This is a genomic window from Pengzhenrongella sp. (genome assembly GCF_036565025.1).
Classification (GTDB): domain Bacteria; phylum Actinomycetota; class Actinomycetes; order Actinomycetales; family Cellulomonadaceae; genus Pengzhenrongella.
Genome location: NZ_DATCNW010000030.1, coordinates 1 through 16378, shown reverse-complemented (window position 1 = coordinate 16378; position 16378 = coordinate 1). Strand labels below are relative to the sequence as shown.

Genomic DNA, 16378 nt, shown 5'->3' with positions numbered 1-16378 from the left:
ACACGCCGCACAATTCACGACGAACCGATTTTCAATCAACCAAGATGGTGATACTTCCAAATCGGACGCCTATTCAAACTGCGATGAGCGCCTCGCGCGGATCAGCCCGCCCCACCCCACGACAACCTGACCAGTTACACGCCGACTTCATTCATAGTAACGGCCACGGGACTTCTCCGAAATCGTCTTGCGCCTGCCACACCGTAGAGCACCACGCCCCCGAAGAAGGTGGTTCCAGCCACCCCGACGATACGGAAACTGCCCGAGGCGCGAACGGCGATCGCGACGTACACGAGAGAGACCAGGAAAAGGAACAGGATGTTCCACCGGTTGGAGCGACGGTTCCACCGGACCTCAAACTGGAGCCCTTGGGACGACACGCCATCGGTAGTAGACATAGCGTGATCGTCCCACATCATGCGATTTGGAGGCCCACCAGCCTGCCACACGGGACCCATCGGGCCTGCATCGTCCGCCCTCGATCAATCACCGCTTAGCGCCATTACTCCGATTCTCGGGTTATTCCGATGCCTGCTCCTTCCTGCGCGTGAGAGGCTCAGGACCTTGGCCGACGCGCTCTGGCAACTTTCGCTTGTCGGAATAATCCGGTGTCAGTCCTTGAGTCCGCACAGGCGCTGGATGATGTCCTCGCGGCCGTGCCACAGCGGGGTCGGGAGGGGGTTGTGGGTTGTTGTGATGTTTGCTTTCTCGAGAGCTTGGCGCTTCATCTCGGTGTCGGCGTGCGCGTAGATGAGCGTGTGGTCTCAGGGTCGGCGTGCCCGAGCCACTCGGTGAGCAGGGCAGTGGCATGCCGGCCCGGTAAAGATGCCTCGCCCGGGAGTGCCGGAGCATGTGCGGGTGGATCCGGGCCGGGACGGACCGCCGGACCGCCGGTTCGGATGAACATGGCGGCACCGTCACCATGGGCGGACAACGTCAGGCAGAGGAAGAGGCACCGCGCGCGCACCGGATTATTCCGACAGGCGCGAGTTGCCAGAGCGCGTCAGCCAAGGTCCCGGGCCTCTGACGCGCAGGAAGGCGCGGGCATCGGAATAACCCGAGAATCGGAGTAATGGCGTTTATTTCGATATCGGAATAAACGCCACTTAAGCGCCGGGCGAGTACGGCACTGAGCGACTGTTCCGGGCTCTCGAGCGAAGTGGCTGAAGGTCGCCGACGACCCAGAGCACCAAGCGACGGGCGAGTCGGCGCGCGCCCCGGGCGAGGACGACGGCGCCCGCGAATCGCACCTTGACGCATCGGACGCTCTAGAGACCGAGAGAGTTCCTGAGTCCTCGATCGATCTCGCGCAGAAGGGCGAGGGGGGTGAGGCCGGCCTGCTCGGTGAGGTCCGCCTTGTTGAGCGTGACGATGGCGGTGACGTTCACGACGGAGTCTCGAAGCAATCCGGTCACCGCAGAGGGAAGGAACACGTTGCCGGGCATCGCTGCCAGCTCGGTGTTGGACGTGATGACAAGTGCCACCACGGTCGCCAGCCGGCTCTGGTTGTACGTCTGCGCGGAGATCACCACGACCGGTCGACGCTTGGCCGGGCGTGACCCGACCGGTGCACCGAGGTCCGCCCAGTAGATTCCGCCGCGCTCGATCACCAGTCACCCGGATTGTCACCGAGAAGTCGTCGCGCCACGGCGACGGCGTCCGAAGCGGAGTCGTCGCCACCCGCCAGAGCATCAACGGCGTGGTCGATCTGGCGGGTCACCGACTCAGCGTCGAGTTCGTCCAGGTATCGCACCGCGGCGCGCGCGAAGAACTCAGATCGGCTCATTCCGAGGTCGCGTGCACGCCGGGTGGCCTTCTCGAAGGTGTCGTCAGGAACCGAGATCGCGGTCTTCATCCCGCGAGTATAACCAGGTATGACCACCATGCTCGGGTGATCGAATCCCGGCGGACCGGCCGGAGTATCGGACACGCCAGCGATACTGGGCGGCATGTCGAGCCAGCGAGCGGTACAACGCTTCCCCGGAACCGTCGGCGTCATCGGACTCGGCGCGATGGGCGCCCCGATGACCCACAACCTGCTCCGCGGCGCTCCGCCCGGCACCCGGGTGCTCGTGCACGGCCGCACGCCCGCGCGGCTGGCTCCGCTCGTGGACGCCGGGGCGCACCTCGCGGCGACTCCTCGCATCCTGGCCGAGGCCTGCGACGTGGTGCTGGTAATGCTGCCCGACCTCCCGCAGCTCGAGGCGCTGCTGGCCGGCGAGGACGGGCTCGTCGCGGGCGTGAGCGAGCCGACGATCCTCGTGGTCGGCTCGTCGGTCTCCCCCGGCGAGCTGCGAACGCTCGCCTCCCGGGTCGCCAAGGAGACCGAAGGGCTGCTCCGCCTCGTCGATGCGCCCGTCTCCGGCGGCGTTGAGGGCGCCGGCGCCGGCACCCTGTCGATCATGGTGGGCGGCGCCGACGACGACGTCCGGGTCGTCACGCCGGTGCTCGCGACCATGGGCACCCCCGTGCACCTCGGCCCGCTCGGTTCGGGCGAGGTCGCCAAGGCGTGCAACCAGCTCATCGTCGCCGCGACCATGACAGCCATCGCCGAGGCTGCCGTGATCGCGGAGCGCGCCGGCCTCGACGTCGACGCGCTGCTCACCCTGCTGCGCGGCGGGTACGCCGGCTCGCGGGTCCTGGAGACCAAGCAGCGGGCCGTCGTCACGCGCGACTACACGCCGTCGGGCGCGGCCAGGTTCATGGTGAAGGACCTCGCCGCCGCGCACGAGGAGGCAGCCCGGACGAACACCCGCACCCGCCAGCTGGACCTGCTGCGCGAGCTGTTCGACGACGTGGTGGCCGCCGGGCTGGGCGACGACGACCTCGCCGTCGTGCACCGCTACGTCGCTGAGGCGCCGGTCGCTGAGGCGCCGGCCGCCCAGGACCCGGCGGCGTCCCGCGCGCAGGTCGACAACCGGTAGATGCTCGTGGTCGCTGCGACGTAGAGGTCCGTGCCGTCGGGGCCCCCGAAGCAGACGTTGGCGACCACCTCGGGCACCGGGATCGTCGCGAGCAGGTCCCCGGTCGGCGCGAACACCTGCACGGAGCTGCCGGCCGACGTCCACACCCGGCCCTGCACGTCGACGCGGAACCCGTCCGAGACCCCGTCGGAGATCACCGCGAAGACCCGTCCGTTCTTGCACCGCCCGCCTGGGAGCACGTCGTACGCACGGATGTGGTGGTTCCCGCCGCCCTCGGCCGCGAGCGCCTGGGAGGTGTCCGAGACGTACAGCACCGACTCGTCGGGCGAGAACGCCAGCCCGTTGGGCTCCTCGACGTCGATCACCACCGGTCGCACGTCGCCGGTCGCCGGGTCGAACCGGAAGACGTAGTGGTCGCCGTACTCGCGCTCCCCCGGGTGCCCCTCGCGCGGGAACACGATGCCGTACGGCGGATCGGTGAACCAGTAGGTCCCGTCGGCGGCGACCACGATGTCGTTGGGTGAGTTGAACCGCCCGCCGGACCAGCGGTCCACGACGGTCGTGACGGCGCCGTCGACCTCCCGCTCGACGGCGCGCCGCCCGTGCGAGCACTGCAGCACGGACCCGTCGTGGTCCAGGGTGCGACCGTTGGTGAACTCGACGTCCGTGCGGTGCACGCGGGTGCGGCCCGTCGCCGGGTCGAGCTCGAGGATGCGGTTGCCGGGGATGTCGCTCCAGCGCAGCACCTTCAGCGCCGGCAGCCACAGGGGTCCCTCGCACCAGGTGGAGCCGGTCGCCACCTGCTCGAGCGCGGCGCCTGCACGGAGGAGGTCGTTGTCCGGTGTGCCCATGGTGGCGACCATGCCACGGTTCGTGACGATCGCACGACCCCCTACTTCAAGGCCCGTGACCACCTGTCCAGCCCGCGGCTGATCCGGCCGTAGGGCGCGTCTTGGCGCCGGGTGGTTCCGCGGTCGGTGTTTTCGGAGCTCAGTGTGCTGCCTTCTCGAGCGAGCTCAGGCCGTTCCGGAGAGAGGCAGCGACCGGCTTTCCCCTGGTCACCACGATCACGAAGGTCGCGAATCGGCCCACGAGCGAGGTCGGCGTCCGCTCCCATGTGACGTGGACGTGACTGCCGCCGTCGTCCCGCGCGGTGATGGTCGCCGACACGTAGCTGCCCGGTGCGCAGAAGTTGCTCTCGCGCACGGTCCAGGTCACGGTGTCCGGCGCTGACCAGTCGTAGTGCTCCTTCGCCCAGATCTTCGTCCCGGGCATCCTGCTTCCTTCACGGATGTCCGCCGAGGTCTCGTGGACCTCGTAGACCTCATAGAGCGAAGGATCGATTCCCGGCCACACGGCGGGTCGGTTGTCGGTGAAATCGAGGAGAGCGGCCCGCACGCGGTCCGCCGACACCTGCGTCTGCAGATCCAACTCAACTCTCGGCACCGGATCTCCTTTCATCGCCGCTGCGGCATGAAGAGCTCTGCCTCCGATCGTAGAACTGGAGCCCGGGCCCGGCCACGCGAGCGGACAGACGGATGCGGCAACTCTTGACATTTCTGCCGGTTCACGGTGAAACTAAGTTACTCATCCTCGTCGGCAGCGTTGCAGACCCCCTAAGGACCGTTCCATGACCGTCTCGCAGGACGTCAGCAACACGATCACCACCCCGCGCCACCGCCGGGCCCTCGTCGCCGGCTCGGTCGGCAACTTCATCGAGTGGTACGAGTTCGGCGTCTACGGCTTCTTCGCCACGATCATCGCCGCGAACTTCTTCAGCACCACCGGTGGCAGCGACCTCGAGAGCCTGATCAAGACCTACGCCTCGTTCGCGTTCGCGTTCTTCTTCCGCCCGGTGGGGGCCGCGCTGTTCGGGCGCCTCGGGGACCGGATCGGGCGCCGCCCGACCCTGATCGCCGTGCTCCTGCTGATGTCCGTCGCCACGACCCTGATCGGAGTGCTGCCGACCTACGCGAGCGTCGGCGTCGCGGCACCGATCTTGCTCACCCTGGTGCGGATCCTGCAGGGCCTGTCTGCGGGCGGCGAGTTCGGCGGCGCCGTCTCGGTGATGACCGAGTTCGCGCCGCAAGGACGGCGCGGCCTGTTCGGGTCGTGGCAGTCCTTCACCGTCGCCCTCGGCCTGCTGACCGGCGCCGGACTCACCGCGATCCTCGCCACGGTGCTGAGCCCGGAGGCGCTCTCCAGCTGGGGCTGGCGGGTGCCGTTCCTGCTCGCGCTGCCGATGGGCCTGGTCGCGCTGTGGCTGCGGCTCAAGCTTGACGAGACGCCCGCGTTCGAGCGGGCCGTCGCGACAACGTCGCCGGTACCGACGCCGCGCCGCGCCGCGCCCACCGTCGTCGTCGTGCGCCCGGGTGCCGCCGAGGTCGCGCGGGCCATCGCGCTGGGCATCGGGCGCCTGATGGGCTGGTCGGCCGCCGGGTACACGTTCCTGGTCGTGATGCCGTCGTACCTGCAGACCTCGCTGAACGCGACCTTCCAGCAGGCGCTCGTCGCCACGGTGCTCGCCAACGTCGGCTTCGCGCTGACGATCCTGCCGGCCGGTGCGCTCAGCGACCGGATCGGCCGGCGGACGGTGATGCTGTCCGGCACCGCGTCGATCCTGGTGCTCGCCCTGCCGCTGCTGAACCTCCTGCAGGACCCGGACGGCTCGCTCGCGGCCAAGGGCTTCGCGGTCCTGCTCGCGGGTGCGGCGGTCGGCCTGATCGCCGGTCCCGGCCCGGCGATGCTCGCGGAGATGTTCCCGACGACGGTCCGCTACACCGGGCTCGGGCTCGCGTACTCGCTGTCGAACGCGGTGTTCTCCGGCTGCGCCGGGCTGATCATCACGGCGCTGATCGCCAGCACGTCGAACCTGGACATCCCCGCGTACTACGTGATGATCACCTGCGCGGTCAGCGCGGTCGCGCTGGGCACCCTGCGCGGCAACGACCACCAGCGCGAGCTGCAGGACTGACCGCCGTGCGCGTCATCGGCCTGATGTCCGGCACCTCCTACGACGCGATCGACGCGGCTGCCGCGGACGTGCGCCTCGAGGGCGACGCCCTCGTGGTCACCCCGCTGGGACTGGTCAGCCGCCCGTACCCCGGCGAGCTGCGCGCGGCCATCGCGTCCGCGCTGCCACCGGCCCCGACCACGCTCGAGGCGCTCTGCCGGCTGGACACCGCCGTCGGGCAGGCCTTCGCGGAGGTCGCCGAGCTCGCGAACACCGAGCTGTGCGGCGGCGCGGCGGAGCTGGTCGCCTCGCACGGGCAGACGGTCTTCCACTGGGTCGACGCCGGTCGGGTGCGAGGCACCCTGCAGATCGGCCAGCCCGCATGGATCGCCGAGCGCACCGGGTGCACCGTGGTCTCCGACTTCCGGCCGCGCGACGTGGCCGCCGGCGGGCAGGGCGCCCCGCTGGTCAGCGCGTTCGACGTGTGGTGGCTGCGCGGCCGGGCCGGCACCGCCGTCGCACTGAACCTCGGCGGGATCGCGAACATCACCGTGGTCGCGGCCGACGGCGATCCGGTCGCGTTCGACACCGGGCCGGCGAACGCCCTGATCGACGCCGCGGTTCAGGCCCGGACCGCCGGGGAGCTGTCCTTCGACCGCGACGGCGCGCTCGCCGCCGCCGGGACCGTCGACCCCAACCTGCTGGACCGGCTGCTGGCCGAGCCGTACTACGCCCGGCCGGCGCCCAAGACCACCGGCAAGGAGCTGTTCCACCTCGACTACCTGACCGGAATCCTCGCCGGGCCGCCCCCGATCGCGACCGCCGACCTCGTCGCGACCCTGACCGCACTCACCGCACGCACCGTCGCGGACGCCGTCCGCGCGGCCGGGGCGACCGAGGTGATCGTCTCCGGCGGCGGCACGGCGAACCCGACCCTGATGGCGATGCTGCGCGAGGAGCTCACCGAAGCGAAGGTCCTCACCTCCGACGAGCTGGGCCTGCCGTCGGCCGCCAAGGAGGCATACGCGTTCGCCGTCCTCGGTTTCTGCACCGCGCACGGCCTGCCCGGCACGATTGCCTCGTGCACCGGCGCCCGGCATGCGACGGTGCTGGGGTCCCTGACCCCCGGCCGGGCGGGCCTGCCGCGCACCTCTGCGGCGACCGCGGTCCCGACCACGCTGCGAATCGAGTCGTCATGACCGACCTCCCCTCCCCGGTGGACCTGGCCGCGCGGGTCCGGGCGGTGCTGCCCGGGCTGTCCCCCGCCGAGACCCGGATCGCCCGGATCATCGAGGCCGACCCGGCCGGTGCCGCCGCCCTCACCGTGAACAAGCTCGCCGAACAGGCCGCGACCAGCGCCGCGACCGTCGTCCGCGCGGCGCGGAGCCTGGGCTTCGAGGGCTACCCGCAGCTGCGCCTCGCGCTGGCCGCGCACGGCGGCTCGCTGCACGGCAACGGCGTCCCGCTGGGTGCCGACATCGCCGAGGGCGACCCGGTCGGCGTCGTGCTGGCCAAGCTCGCGGCGTTCGAGTCGGAGCAGATCCGCGCGACTGCGGAGCTCGTCGACCCGGCCACCCTGGAACGAGTCGTCGCCCTGATCTGCGGGGCGCGGCGCATCGACGTGTACGGCATCGGCGCGTCCGGGCTGGTCGCGCACGACCTGACCCAAAAACTGAGCCGGATCGGGCTGGACTGCCGAGCGCACACCGAGCACGACGCCGGCGTGGTCAGCGCCTGCCTGCTCGGCCCGGGCGACGTCGCGATCGGCGTCTCGCACGCGGGCGAGAACCCGGGCACCGTCACCCCGCTGGCCCAGGCCAGGACGTCCGGCGCGACCACGGTCGCCATCACCGGGGCGACCCGCTCGGCGCTCGCGCACCAGGCGGAGCACGTGCTGGTCACCGCCGGGCGCGAGTTCGGCTTTCGCTCGGCCGCGATGGCGAGCCGGACCGGCCAGCTGCTCGTCGTCGACGGCATCTTCATCGGCGTCGCGCGGGCCCTGCCCGGTGCCCTGTCCGCGCTGCAACGCACCTACGACGCCCTCACGCCCCGCCCGGGGCGCGCACGACCACCGAAACGGACGCCGCCGACATGAAGCTCGCCGCACTAGGCACCGAGACCGCCAACGCCCTGACGGCCGACCTGGACACCATGACCGTCGCCGAGCTGTTGCGGGTCATGAACGCGGAGGACCGGACCGTGCCCGACGCCGTCGCCGCCGCGCTGCCCGCGATCGAGCGGGCGGTCGAGGCGATCGTGGGCGCGCGCAACTGCGGCGGACGGCTGATCTACCTCGGTGCCGGCACCAGCGGCCGGCTCGGGGTGCTCGACGCCGTCGAGTGCCCGCCCACGTTCGGCACCGAGCCGGCCGAGGTCCTCGGCCTGATCGCGGGCGGGGACCGGGCCTTCCTGCAGGCCGTCGAGGGTGCCGAGGACGACCCCGAGCGCGCCGAGGTCGACCTGCGCACCGCCCACCTGACGCCCGACGACGTCGTGGTCGGGCTCGCGGCGAGCGGCCGGACCCCGTACGTGATCGGCGGCCTGGACTACGCCCGCTCGGTCGGCGCGGCGACGATCGGCATCTCGTGCAACCTCGACGCAGAGGTCAGCGCGCACGCCGACGTCGCCATCGAGGTCAACACCGGGCCGGAAGTGCTCACCGGCTCGACCCGGCTCAAGGCCGGCAGCGCGCAGAAGCTGGTGTGCAACATGCTCTCGACCGCGAGCATGATCCGCACCGGCAAGGTGTTCAGCAACCTGATGGTCGACGTCCGGCCCACCAACGCCAAGCTCGTCGACCGGGCCCGCCGCATCGTGAGCGCCGCCACCGGCGCCGACGCCGAGGCCGCGGCGACCGCCATCGACCGCGCGGGCGGCCACGCGAAGACCGCCGTCGTCATGCTGCTCGCCGGCTGCGACGCCCCCGACGCCGTCGCGCGGCTCGGGCGTCACGGCGGCTTCGTGCGCGCGGCCGTCGACGAGGCGTGACGGCTCCCCGTCCTTGCCCCCTTGTGCTCCATGAACCGCCGAACTCAACGAAGAGGACCTCAGAACCATGGCTGATTCACGACAGATCGCTCAGCGGCTGCTGACCGCGCTGGGCGGCGCCGACAACGTCGTCGACGTCGAGAACTGCATGACCCGGTTGCGCGTGGGGGTACGCGAGGAGGACCGGGTCGACGTCGCCGCGCTGCGTGCCACGGAGCACGTGCTCGCCGTCATGCCCGGGGAGAACACCCAGATCGTGCTCGGCCCCGGCCTCGTCGACAAGGTCGCGATCGACCTGCAGGTCGGGCTCGCCGCCGCTCGCGGGTCGGCGGGCACCTCCGCGGAGCGGTTGGCCGACGCCGGCGCTGCGCTGCGGGCCGGCAACAAGGCGCGCAACAGCACGCCGGTGAAGAACGCGCTGCGGCGGATCTCGAACATCTTCGTCCCGCTCATCCCCGCCCTGATCGCGTGCGGCCTGATCGCCGGGATCAACGGGATCCTCACCAACCTGGTCACCTCCGGGTCGGCGCCGTGGCTGATCAACGTCACGCCGTACCTGGGCGTGATGGCGAGCGGGTTCTTCAGCCTGCTCGCCGTGTTCGTCGCAATGAACGCGGCCAAGGAGTTCGGCGGCACGCCGATCCTCGGCGGCGTCGTCGGGGCGATGATCGTGTTCCCCGGCGTCGCGGGCATCACCGTGTTCGGCCAGCCGCACGTCCCCGGGCAGGGTGGCGTGCTCGGCGCGCTCGGTGCGGCCATCCTCGGCGCGTACGTCGAGCGCTGGGCCCGCCGCTGGGCGCCCGACGTGCTCGCGCTGTTCATCGTGCCCACGCTGACCGTGCTCGTGGGTGGCTTCGCCACGCTGTTCTTCCTGATGACCGCCGCGGGCGGGCTCTCGATCCTCATCGGCGACAGCGCGACGTGGCTGCTCGGGACGGCGGGCGGGCTCGCCGGGTTCGTGCTCGGCGGGCTGTTCCTGCCGATGGTCATGACCGGGATGCACCAGACCCTGACCCCGATCCACGCGACCCTCATCGAGCAGAACGGCTACACCATCCTGCTTCCGGTGCTCGCCATGGCCGGGGCCGGTCAGATCGGCTCCGCGATCGCGGTGTTCTTCCGGCTGCGTCGCAACACCAGCATCACCAAGACCATCAAGTCCGCGCTCCCGGCCGGGTTCCTCGGCGTCGGCGAGCCGCTCATCTACGGCGTGACCCTGCCGCTGGGCCGCCCGTTCATCACCGCCTGCGTCGGCGGTGCGTTCGGTGGGGCCGTCATCGGCCTGTTCGACCAGTTCGGGTACACGATCGGCTCCGTCGCGATCGGCGCGAGCGACCTGTCCCTGTTCCCGCTGCTCGACGGCAGCCACGGCAAGGCCGTCGCCGCGCTCGGGTACGCCTGCGGGCTGCTGACCGCCTACGTGGTCGGTTTCGTCGCCACCTGGTTCTTCGGGTTCTCCGCCGAGCGCCTCGCCGAGCTCAACACCGACGAGACCGTCGACGCCGGACTGGTGCCGGCCAGCGAAGTCCCCGAGCTCGTTCCCGCAGGCCGCGCGACCTGACCACACCCCTCACCGCGCCCGTCACCGCACGCACCTCCCGCCACCCAACAACCCGTAACGTCCGAGCGTTGACGTCCTATAGGACGTCAACGCTCGGACGTTACGGGTTGGGGCGGTGGGTGCGGGACTTGGCGGTAGCGCAGGCTTTCCTTCGTGGCGCGCGGGGCTGGGCGTGCCTATCGTCGAAGCCATGACAGAACTCGACCGGCGCTCGCGCGGAGGATCGGCCGGCACCAGCCCGGCGGCGAAGCTGAACTGGCTGCGCGCCGGGGTGCTCGGCGCGAACGACGGCATCATCTCGACCGCAGGCCTGGTGGTCGGCGTCGCCGGCGCGACGTCGGCGATCGGGCCCATCCTGACCGCCGGGATCGCCGGCCTCGTCGCCGGTGCGGTGTCGATGGCGCTCGGCGAGTACGTCTCGGTGAGCAGCCAGCGCGACGCCGAGCGCGTCCTGATCGCCGAGGAGCGCCGCAAGCTCGCGGAGCACCCCGAGGCCGAGCTCGAGCAGCTCGCCGGGATCTACCGCGCGCGGGGCATGTCCGAGTCCACCGCGCGGACCGCCGCGATCGAGGTCACCGCGCATGACCCGTACACCGCGCACCGCGACGCGCATGTCGGCCTCGACCCGGACGACCTGACGAACCCGGTCCACGCCGCGATCTCGTCGGGGATCTCGTTCACCGCCGGGGCGATCCTGCCGATCCTCGCGATGTGGCTCACGCCCGCGGGCGTGCGGATCCCGGTGACCTTCGTCGCGGTCCTGCTCGCGCTCGCGATCACCGGAGGAAGCAGCGCGGCCGCCGGCGGCGCCGGGCGGGTGCGAGCGATGCTCCGGATCGTCCTGGGTGGCGCGCTCGCGATGATCGTCACCTATGGCGTAGGACGGCTCCTGGGAGTCAGCGGGATCTGAGTGACCCGACGGTCGCCCATCGGCCCCAGGTAAAGGCCAGGTCAAGACCACCACCAGAGTGTGACCAATCCCTACCAATTCGCGGCGCTCCCTAGCACTACTTCGCGACTTCTGCCGATCGGTCCGCACTACGCTGACGGCGTCCCCTGAACCGAGGAGCCTGACCAGGTGAGCCCGTCCGACGACCGTGCGACCGCAGGCGCGAACGACGCCGCGAACGCCGACGTCCGGACCGCAAACCTGCTGGTCGCCGGCCAGTTCGTGCTGGTCGGCCTGGTCGTCCTCCTCCCCCGCCGCGCCGACTGGCCGGTCCCCGGGGCGCTCGTCGTGACCGCGGTGTTGGCCGCCGTCGTCGGCCTGGCGGTGGTCGTGCTCGCCGCGACGACGCTCGGCCGCGGACTGACCCCGACTCCCCTGCCGAACGCGCACGCCCAGCTGCGCACCGGTGGCCTCTACCGGTTCGTCCGGCACCCGATCTACAGCGGGCTGCTGCTTATCATGGTTGCGCTCGCGGCGACCTCGGGGAGCTGGTTCCGGCTGCTCGCGCTCGGGCTGCTGCTCATCCTGCTCACCGCGAAGGCCCGGTGGGAGGAAGCCCGCCTCGCCGCGCGCTTTCCCGGCTACGCCCGCTACGCAGCGACGACGCCGCGGTTCGTCCCCCACCCGCGACGGCGCCCAGCGGACCGGCGAACCCCATGACCCACCCGACACCCCCAACGCTCCACCCCACCCGCAAGCCCATGCCCGCACATCGAAGGACTGACACGTGAATTCCCTCGACCTGGCTCGGTGGCAGTTCGGCATCATCACCGTCTACCACTTCGTCCTTGTCCCGCTGACGATCGGCCTCGCACCGCTCGTCGCGATCATGCAGACCGCGTGGTTGCGCACCGGGAAGGAGCGGTGGCTCAAGCTGACGAAGTTCTTCGGCAAGCTGCTGCTGATCAACTTCGCGCTCGGCGTCGCGACCGGCATCGTCCAGGAGTTCCAGTTCGGGATGAACTGGTCGGAGTACTCCCGGTTCGTCGGGGACATCTTCGGGGCGCCGCTCGCGGTGGAGGCCCTCGCGGCCTTCTTCCTGGAGTCGACCTTCCTCGGCCTGTGGATCTTCGGCTGGGACCGGCTCCCGCGGTGGCTGCACGCCACCTGCATCTGGCTGGTCGCCATCGGCAGCTCGGTCTCCGCCTACTGGATCCTGGCCGCCAACTCCTGGATGCAGCACCCGGTCGGGGCGGTCTTCAACCCCGACACCGGCCGCGCCGAGCTCGACGGCATTCACGGCTTCATCGCGGTCATGACCAACAACACCCTGATCGCGGCGTTCTCGCACACGATCACCTCGGCGTTCCTCGTCGCCGGCACCGCGGTGGCCGGCATCTGCGGCTGGTGGGTCGTGCGGTCGGCCCGCGCCGGCCGCGAGGACGAGGCCCGCAACGTCTGGCGCGCCGGAGCGTACGTCGGCCTGATCACGCTGCTGTTCGCAGGCGCCGGCGTCGGGCTCACGGGCGACACCCAGGCCAAGATCATGTACCAGCAGCAGCCGATGAAGATGTCGGCCGCCGAGGCGCTCTGCGCGGGCGAGGAGTCGGCGTCGTTCTCGCTGCTCACGATCGGCGACCTGTCGAACAGCTGCGAGGGCATCAAGCACGTCATCCAGGTGCCCGGCCTGACCTCGTTCCTGGGTACCGGCCACTTCAGCGGGCCGGACAGCTACCTGCCCGGCGTCAACGACCTGCAGGCCCAGGACACCCAGCGGTACGCCCACCAGTACGGCAAGAACGTCAACTACACCCCGAACCTGGCGGTCACCTACTGGAGCTTCCGGCTGATGATCGGGCTGGCCGTGTTCTCCGGCATCCTCGCGATCGCCGGGCTCTGGCTGCTGCGCAAGGGCCGGATCACCGACAGCGTCTGGTTCTCGCGGCTGTGCCTGATCGCGCTGCCGATGCCGTTCGCGGCGGCGTCGTTCGGATGGATCTTCACCGAGATGGGCCGCCAGCCCTGGGTGGTCCACCCCAACCCCGCTGACCCGGTCGACCAGGTGTACCTGCTCACCCAGCAGGGCGTCTCGACCGTCGTCGCCCCGTGGGAGGTGCTCACCTCGATGAGCGTGTTCACCTTGCTGTACGCCGGGCTGGGCGTGGTCTGGTTCTTCCTGATGCGCCGGTACGCCCGCGAGGGTGTCGAACCGCTCGAACCCCGGGCCGACGACGCGCCGGTGCCCACCTTGTCCTTCGACTACTGAGCTGAAAGACGCACACCATGGATCTCCCGCTCCTGTGGTTCCTCCTTCTCGCCGTCCTGTGGACCGGTTACCTGGTCCTCGAGGGCTTCGACTTCGGCGTCGGCATGCTGCTCAAGCCGCTCGCCCGCAACGAGACCGAACGCCGCGTCATGCTCCGGAGCATCGGGCCGCTCTGGGACGGCAACGAGGTGTGGCTGCTCACCGCGGGTGGCGCCACGTTCGCCGCGTTCCCCGAGTGGTACGCGACGATGTTCTCGGGCTTCTACCTCGCGCTGCTGCTCATCCTGCTGGCACTGATCGTGCGCATCTGCGCGATCGAGTGGCGCGTGAAGATCGACGACCCGATCTGGCGCAACCGCTGGGACTGGGCGCACACGATCGGCGCCTGGGTGCCCTCGGTCCTGTGGGGCGTCGCGTTCGCCAACCTCGTGCAGGGCATGCAGATCGAGGTCGTCGACGGGTCCCGCCAGCTGACCGGCGGCTTCTTCTCGCTGATCACCCCGTTCACGCTGCTCGGCGGCGTCACGACGGCGGTCCTGTTCCTGACCCACGGGGCGGTCTTCCTCGCGCTCAAGACCGACGGCGACGTGCGTGAGCGCGCGGGCCGGCTCGCGAAGCGCCTGGCGGTCGTCTCCCTGCTCGTCGCCGCGGTGTGGGCCGTGTGGGCGCAGCTGGCGTTCTCCGCCAACGCGTTCTCCTGGCTCCCGCTCGTGATCGCCGCGCTCGCCCTGGTCGGCGTCGTGATCGCGACGCGGGCCGGACGCGAGGGCTGGGCGTTCACGCTCAACGCGGTGGCGATCGCGTCGGCCGTGGCGCTCATCTTCGCCGTGATGTACCCCAACGTGATGCCGTCCTCGCTCAACCCGGCGTGGTCGCTGTCCATCCACGAGGCGGCCTCGACGACGGCCACGTTGCAGGTCATGAGCGTCGTCGCACTGATCATGGTGCCGATCGTGCTGGCGTACCAGGGCTGGACGTACTGGGTCTTTCGGCAGCGGCTCACCGCCTCGCACGTCGGGGGCCCGGTCGGGCTGCACCCCACCCGGATCCGAGCGTTCGGCGGCTCGGGCCCCGCGGCACCGTAACGACGTGCTGCCCCTGGACCCGAGGCTGCTGCGGCACGCCGGAGCGGCGCGCCGCTACATCCTGCTCACGGCCACCACCGGGATGGTGACCGCGGGGCTCGTCGTCGCGCAGGCGTTGCTGATCGCGGGCGCCGTCGCGCCGGTGATCACCGGGCACGCCGGCTGGGCGCACGTCGCGCGGCTGCTGCCGGCCCTGGCCGGGGTGGTCGCGCTGCGCGCCGTGGTGCTCGTGGTCCAGGAGTCCACCGCGCACCGCGCCGCGACGAACGTCATCGCCGACCTGCGCGAACAGGTGCTCACGCGCGCGGTCGCCCTCGGGCCGCGCTGGCTCGCGGCGGAGCAGGGCCCGGCGGTGGTCACGCTGGTCACCCGCGGCCTGGACGACCTCGAGCCGTACTTCGTGCGCTACCTCCCCCAGCTGCTGCTGGCGGCGACGGTCACCCCCGCGACGCTCGCGGTGGTCTTCCACCTCGACCTCGTCGCGGCGCTGACCATCACCTTCACCCTGCCCCTCATCCCGGTCTTCATGTGGCTCGTCGGGGTGCTCACCAGCCAGTTCGCCGGCGAGCGGCTCGAGACCATGCAACGCCTGGGCGCCCAGCTGATGGACCTGCTCGCCGGCCTCGGCACCCTCAAGGCGCTCGGCCGCGAGCACGGCCCCGGCAAGCGGGTCGGCGAGCTCGGCCGGGCCTACGCCCGCACCACGATGGTCACCCTGCGGGTCGCCTTCCTGTCCGGCGCGGTGCTGGAGTTCCTCGCCTCGATCGCGGTCGCCCTGGTCGCGGTCGGCGTCGGGATGCGGCTCGTCTACGGGCAGGTCGACCTCGTCACCGGGCTCGCCGTGCTGATGCTCGCCCCCGAGGTGTACAAGCCGCTGCGCGAGGTCGGCGCCCAGTTCCACGCCTCCGCGGACGGCATCGCCGCCGCGGCCCGGAGCTTCGCCGTGCTCGAGCAGCCCCTGCCCGACGCCGGTTCCCGCCCCGCCCCGGACCTGCGCCGGACCGACGTCGTGCTGGACTCGGCGAGCGTCGCCGCGCCCGGGCGGGCCACCTGGGCGCCGTTCCAGCTCGACGTCCGGCTCCGCCCGGGTCGCGTCGTCGCCCTCGTCGGGCCGTCCGGCGTGGGCAAGTCGACCGCCGCCGCGCTCGTGCTGGGCCTGCTGGTGCCCGACGCCGGGTCCGTCCGCCTCATCCCCACCGCGGCGCACGACGGCGACCGGACCGGCTGCGGCAGCTCGCTGTCCGACGTCGACCCGGCCTCCTGGTGGGCGCAGGTCGCCTGGGTCCCGCAGCGGCCGGTGATCGTCCCGGACACGGTCCGTGCGAACGTGCTGGGCGAACTCGACGCGGAGGTCGGCGAGCGCGCCCGCGCCGCGGCCCGCGCGACCGGGTTCGACGAGGTGCTCGCCGAGCTGCCCGACGGCTGGGACACCCGGCTCGGCCAGGGCGGCGTCGGGCTGTCCCTCGGCCAGCGCCAGCGCCTCGCCCTGACGCGCGCACTGGTGAGCACCCGCCAGCTCGTCGTCCTCGACGAACCGACCGCACACCTCGATGCGCGCGCCGAGGCGCACGTGCTGACCGCCGTCGAGCGGCTGCGCGCGGACGGGCGGACGGTGCTGGTCATCGCGCACCGCGCGAGCCTGGTGGCCAGCGCCGACGACGTCGTCGAGGTGACGGCGCGGGCCGAGGCGGTCCGCGCGCCCGCCCGTGCCG

Annotated in this window: 15 protein-coding genes; 11 read left to right on the top strand and 4 right to left on the bottom strand. The window is 71.2% G+C overall.

Annotated features, from left to right (window positions below; genetic code table 11):
• Positions 1-1268: 1268 nt before the first annotated feature.
• Both VIM26_RS01625 and VIM26_RS01620 read right to left on the bottom strand, forming a co-directional pair.
• On the bottom strand, positions 1269-1610 hold the full coding sequence (locus tag VIM26_RS01625) for a type II toxin-antitoxin system PemK/MazF family toxin (RefSeq protein ID WP_331948566.1): 342 nt from the start codon (positions 1608-1610) through the stop codon (positions 1269-1271).
• Positions 1607-1855 carry a CopG family transcriptional regulator gene (locus VIM26_RS01620; protein ID WP_331948565.1) on the bottom strand — a complete coding sequence of 83 codons (249 nt, stop codon included), beginning with the start codon at positions 1853-1855 and terminating at the stop codon, positions 1607-1609. Before VIM26_RS01620 ends, VIM26_RS01625 begins: the two co-directional genes overlap by 4 nt.
• A 94-nt stretch (positions 1856-1949) precedes the next feature.
• Between VIM26_RS01620 and VIM26_RS01615 the strand changes: the two genes are divergently transcribed.
• Positions 1950-2924: an NAD(P)-dependent oxidoreductase gene (locus VIM26_RS01615; protein WP_331948564.1), complete on the top strand. Its 975-nt coding sequence runs from the start codon at positions 1950-1952 to the stop codon at positions 2922-2924.
• Here the strand turns inward: VIM26_RS01615 and VIM26_RS01610 are convergent.
• Together VIM26_RS01610 and VIM26_RS01605 are read right to left on the bottom strand one after the other, a co-directional pair.
• Positions 2843-3775: an SMP-30/gluconolactonase/LRE family protein gene (locus VIM26_RS01610; protein WP_331948562.1), complete on the bottom strand. Its 933-nt coding sequence runs from the start codon at positions 3773-3775 to the stop codon at positions 2843-2845. The two genes, VIM26_RS01615 and VIM26_RS01610, sit on opposite strands and share 82 nt — an antisense overlap.
• A 139-nt stretch (positions 3776-3914) precedes the next feature.
• On the bottom strand, positions 3915-4370 hold the full coding sequence (locus tag VIM26_RS01605; protein ID WP_331948561.1) for a hypothetical protein: 456 nt from the start codon (positions 4368-4370) through the stop codon (positions 3915-3917).
• 184 nt (positions 4371-4554) lie between these two features.
• Between VIM26_RS01605 and VIM26_RS01600 the strand changes: the two genes are divergently transcribed.
• From VIM26_RS01600 to cydD, 10 genes are all read left to right on the top strand, one after another.
• On the top strand, positions 4555-5898 hold the full coding sequence (locus VIM26_RS01600) for an MFS transporter (protein WP_331948560.1): 1344 nt from the start codon (positions 4555-4557) through the stop codon (positions 5896-5898).
• Positions 5899-5903: 5 nt separating this feature from the next.
• Entirely contained in the window at positions 5904-7076 is a 1173-nt protein-coding gene (locus VIM26_RS01595; protein ID WP_331948559.1) for an anhydro-N-acetylmuramic acid kinase, read from the top strand.
• Positions 7073-7972, top strand: a complete 900-nt coding sequence (locus VIM26_RS01590) for a MurR/RpiR family transcriptional regulator (RefSeq protein ID WP_331948558.1) — start codon at positions 7073-7075, stop codon at positions 7970-7972. The genes VIM26_RS01595 and VIM26_RS01590 overlap by 4 nt, the downstream gene beginning before the upstream one ends.
• Positions 7969-8865, top strand: a complete 897-nt coding sequence (gene murQ / locus VIM26_RS01585) for an N-acetylmuramic acid 6-phosphate etherase (protein ID WP_331948557.1) — start codon at positions 7969-7971, stop codon at positions 8863-8865. The genes VIM26_RS01590 and murQ overlap by 4 nt, the downstream gene beginning before the upstream one ends.
• A 67-nt stretch (positions 8866-8932) precedes the next feature.
• The gene (locus tag VIM26_RS01580; RefSeq protein ID WP_331948556.1) at positions 8933-10426 is read left to right on the top strand and encodes a PTS transporter subunit EIIC; all 1494 of its coding nucleotides are present in this window, start codon (positions 8933-8935) and stop codon (positions 10424-10426) included.
• Between the two features lie 190 nt (positions 10427-10616).
• The gene (locus tag VIM26_RS01575; protein ID WP_331948555.1) at positions 10617-11336 is read left to right on the top strand and encodes a VIT family protein; all 720 of its coding nucleotides are present in this window, start codon (positions 10617-10619) and stop codon (positions 11334-11336) included.
• Between the two features lie 168 nt (positions 11337-11504).
• On the top strand, positions 11505-12035 hold the full coding sequence (locus VIM26_RS01570) for an isoprenylcysteine carboxylmethyltransferase family protein (protein ID WP_331948554.1): 531 nt from the start codon (positions 11505-11507) through the stop codon (positions 12033-12035).
• 67 nt (positions 12036-12102) lie between these two features.
• Positions 12103-13581: a cytochrome ubiquinol oxidase subunit I gene (locus VIM26_RS01565; RefSeq protein ID WP_331948553.1), complete on the top strand. Its 1479-nt coding sequence runs from the start codon at positions 12103-12105 to the stop codon at positions 13579-13581.
• A 17-nt stretch (positions 13582-13598) separates the two neighbouring features.
• Positions 13599-14666, top strand: coding sequence for a cytochrome d ubiquinol oxidase subunit II (gene cydB, locus VIM26_RS01560; protein WP_331948552.1), 1068 nt, complete (start codon positions 13599-13601; stop codon positions 14664-14666).
• A gap of 4 nt (positions 14667-14670) precedes the next feature.
• Positions 14671-16378 (top strand): thiol reductant ABC exporter subunit CydD (gene cydD, locus VIM26_RS01555; protein ID WP_331948551.1); only part of this gene is annotated, 1708 nt, incomplete at its 3' end.